Source organism: Microvirga sp. P4_G7 (assembly GCF_056401005.1).
Genome location: NZ_JBFUKD010000346.1, coordinates 1 through 3817, shown reverse-complemented (window position 1 = coordinate 3817; position 3817 = coordinate 1). Strand labels below are relative to the sequence as shown.

Below are 3817 nucleotides of genomic sequence, written 5' to 3'. Positions count from 1 at the left end.
CCCCTCGACGGCGCGCCCCAGACGGAATTCGTCGTCTTCCGCGGCGGCGAGGGTCTGCGCGACCAGGTCGCCATCATCGTCGGCGCGCCCGATTTTTCCAAACCCGTACCGGTCAGGCTGCATTCGGCGTGTTTGACGGGTGATCTCTTCGGCAGCCTCAAGTGCGATTGCGGCGATCAGTTGCGCGAAACGGTGCGGTTCATGGCCGAGAACGAGGGCGGCATCCTGCTCTATCTCGATCAGGAAGGTCGCGGAAACGGTCTCGCCAACAAGATCAAGGCCTACAAGCTTCAGGCACAAGGCTACGACACGTACGACGCCGACGAGGTTCTCGGATTCGAGTCGGACCAGCGTCGATTCGATTTCGCGGCCGTGATGCTCAAGGCCCTCGATGTCGGCGCGGTGCGGCTGATGACCAACAATCCGGAAAAGATCCGCGCCATCAGCGAGGCCGGAATTGCGGTCGTGTCCGATCATCGCGTGATCGGGCGTCGCACGGCCGAGAACGTGCGCTATCTCGCTTCGAAGCGAGATCGTGCGGGTCACTACATCGACCTCGAAGGCGCGCTCGCGTGCTCCAAACCTGATTAGCTTATCGATCGTGGCCTGACGGCCGTGGCATCGAATCGGAGAGGCGCGTGGACCTGTTCCGCGCGCCTTTTGGCATGGCCCGGCCGCGGCAGCATTGGATTTTCTCGTCTCCCCGCAGCTTCGGAACTCCTGTCGAAATAGCGCTTGGCGATTCATAGTATAGTATACTATACGGAACTCGTTCATTTCGACTTTGAAGGGAAAACAGAGTGAAACGCCAAACTTTGATCTCGCTCATCGCGCTGGGCGCCATGACGGCCGGGGCCCAGGCGCACGGTATATGGGTGGCACAGCGCCATGACGACCTCGCCGTCGTCTATGGTCATGGCGCGAGCGATGAGGCCTACAAACCGGAAAAAGTCCGGGAAGCGGTGGGGACCACCGAAACAGGTGCGAAGCGCGAGGTCCGGATCGTCGCGGGGACGAAAAACACGCTTCTCGAACCGACGAAGGACACGGTCATCCTTGCGGTGACGTTCGACAATGGAATCTGGACGAAAGGGGCCGACGGCAAATCGGTCGACAAGCCGAAGAGCGCCGTTCCGGGCGCGCAATCCGCGAGTCGGTCAATCAAGTTGAACACGACGATTCTCGGCCGTGGCGCTCCCTCGAGGCCGCTTGGGCGCGATCTTGAAATCGTCCCACTCGTCGATCCCATGACGTTGAAAATCGGCGACGATCTGCCGGTCCAGGTCTTGGCCGCCGGCAAGCCCCTTCCCGACGTGGCGCTTGCCGTCGACTACGTGAATGACGGTCACGCCATGAGCAACAAGACGGACGCGAACGGCAAGGCTGTTCTGTTCGTGCGCAACGACGGACTCAACGTGATCGGCGTGGCGCATGTGAAGAAGACGCCGGACGATCCGGACGCCGACCAGATCAGCTACTACGCAACGTTGTCGTTTGCATTGCCGCACGCCGACGATTGATGACGCCAGACCACTCGACAGCGACGGTCGGCGCGCCTTCCAGCGTGCCGACCTCCCGCGACGCTTCGAATTGCGTCTTAAGTCGAATAGTCGTCGTCTTTCCCTCTTCTAGCTCCTTTCCGAGGCGGAATGTCCGCACGGGCCTGACCGCCAGGAACGCCGGCTATCCAGCGGGCAGACGAGGGGGAATTGCTCATGTGGAGCCAGGTCTATGATCCACTTGGAAGCGCTTTGCTTTCCACGTTGATCGCAACGCTGCCGATCCTATGCCTTTTGGGTCTGATCGCCTTCGCGAAGATGCAGGCGCATCTCGCGGCGTTGATCGCGCTTGCCGTTTCGCTCCTGATCGCGGTGTTCGGGTTCGGCATGCCGGGCGGCATGGCGTTGAAGGCGGCGGGGCTCGGCGCCTTGACTGGCCTCTTTCCCATCGGATGGATCATCATCAACGTGATCTTCCTCTACCGGCTGACGGTGGAGAACGGCTCGTTTCAAATTCTCCAGGATTCGATCGCCGGCATCACCAGCGACAGGCGGCTGCAATTGCTGCTCGTCGCTTTCGCGTTCGGAGCCTTTTTCGAGGGCGCGGCGGGGTTCGGCACGCCCGTCGCGGTGACGGGGGCCATTCTCATCGGTCTCGGCTTTTCACCGCTCGCCGCTTCCGGCCTGTCCCTGATCGCCAATACGGCGCCGGTCGCCTATGGCGCGCTCGGTACGCCCATCGTGACGCTCGGTGCGGTGACGGGGCTCGATCCATTCGCGCTCGGCGCCATGGCGGGCCGACAGCTCCCCTTCTTTTCCCTTCTCGTGCCCTTCTGGCTCATCTGGGCGTTCGCCGGATGGCGCGGCATGTTGCAGATCTGGCCGGCGATTCTCGTCTGCGGCGCCGCTTTCGCAATCCCGCAATTCCTGGTGTCGAACTTTCATGGGCCCTGGCTTGTCGATGTCGTGGCCTCCCTCGTTTCCATGGGCTGTCTCGTCGCGTTCCTCAAAGTGTGGCATCCGGCCGAGATCTGGACGAGCCCGGTGCTGCGCAACAACGGCGAAGCGCTCGCCGCAGGCCATCCCTCGTCCCGCCATCCCTCTTCTCTTGGAGCGGCCGCGACCGCGCAGCGCGTAGGGATTCCGAAGCACAGCAGCGGTGACGTGTTCAAGGCCTGGATGCCCTGGATCATTCTTTGCGTCTTCGTGTTCATCTGGGGCACGCAGACCTTCAAGGATCTCGTCAATCCGATCTACTTCCCGAAATGGACCTTCGAGGGCCTGCACAACATGATTCAGAAGGTGCCGCCGGTCGTCGCCAAGCCGACGCCGGAGGCGGCAATCTTCGGCTTCAACATCCTCACTATGACCGGCACCGGGATTCTTCTGGCAGCCATCGTCTCCGGCTTGGTGATGAAGTATTCGCCACTGCGGCTCATCAAGGCTTATGGAGAAACGCTTTGGGTGGTGCGCTATTCGCTTCTCACGATCGCGGCGATGCTCGCGCTCGGCACGCTCACCCGTTACTCGGGAGTAGACGCGACGCTGGGGCTCGCGTTCGCGCAAACCGGATTCTTCTATCCGTTCTTCGCCGCGCTGCTCGGATGGCTCGGCGTGGCGTTGACCGGGTCCGACACGGCGTCGAACGTGCTGTTCGGCGGATTGCAGAAGATCACGGCGGGCCAGCTCGGACTATCGGAAATCCTCATGTGCGCGTCGAACTCGACCGGCGGCGTCATGGGTAAGATGATCGACGCGCAATCGATTGTCGTCGCGTCGACAGCGACCAACTGGTTCGGACATGAGGGCGAGATCCTGCGCTTCGTGTTCTGGCACTCGATAACCCTCGCCTCGCTCGTCGRCGGCCTCGTCATGCTGCAGGCCTACGTGCATCCGTTCACGGCGATGGTGGTTCAGTGATCGTTCGACACTCACGATCCAAGAACGCTGCCGATCTTTCGGCCGGCAGCGATCTCATGCGTGTCGTCGATCAGCGTACGGGCATTCCCGCTTCGACGATCTTGGCCCAGAGCGAAACGCCGTAGGGCGTCGCGTCGTCGTTGAAATCGTAGGCTGGATGATGGCAGCTTGCGGTGTCGCCGTTGCCGAGGAAGATGTATGCGCCGGGCCGCTGCTCCAACATGAACGAGAAGTCCTCCGCTCCCATCATCGGCGCGACCGTGACATCGACCGCGTGGTCGCCTGCGACGGCGCGCGCGGCCTCTACCATGAACGCTGTCTTGTCCGCATCGTTCACGGTCACCGGGTAGCCGCGATTGTAGTCGAGCCTCGCCTTCGCGTCGAAGGCCGTGCAGACG

General features: G+C 62.0%; 4 protein-coding genes. 3 read left to right on the top strand and 1 reads right to left on the bottom strand.

Annotated features, from left to right (window positions below; translation table 11 throughout):
• The 3 genes from ribA to AC1DT3_RS14220 all read left to right on the top strand — a co-directional run.
• A partial coding sequence (ribA, locus tag AC1DT3_RS14230) for a GTP cyclohydrolase II RibA (protein ID WP_477465904.1) occupies positions 1 to 591 on the top strand: 591 nt, incomplete at its 5' end.
• Positions 592 to 800: 209 nt separating this feature from the next.
• The gene (locus AC1DT3_RS14225; RefSeq protein WP_477465903.1) at positions 801 to 1520 is read left to right on the top strand and encodes a DUF4198 domain-containing protein; all 720 of its coding nucleotides are present in this window, start codon (positions 801 to 803) and stop codon (positions 1518 to 1520) included.
• A 195-nt stretch (positions 1521 to 1715) separates the two neighbouring features.
• A complete protein-coding gene (locus AC1DT3_RS14220) occupies positions 1716 to 3419 on the top strand; it encodes an L-lactate permease (RefSeq protein WP_477465902.1) in 1704 nt (567 codons plus the stop codon).
• Between the two features lie 70 nt (positions 3420 to 3489).
• On the opposite strand, the gene AC1DT3_RS14215 is transcribed toward AC1DT3_RS14220, so the two are convergent.
• On the bottom strand, positions 3490 to 3817 hold a 328-nt coding region (locus AC1DT3_RS14215; protein ID WP_477465901.1), incomplete at its 5' end, for a M20/M25/M40 family metallo-hydrolase.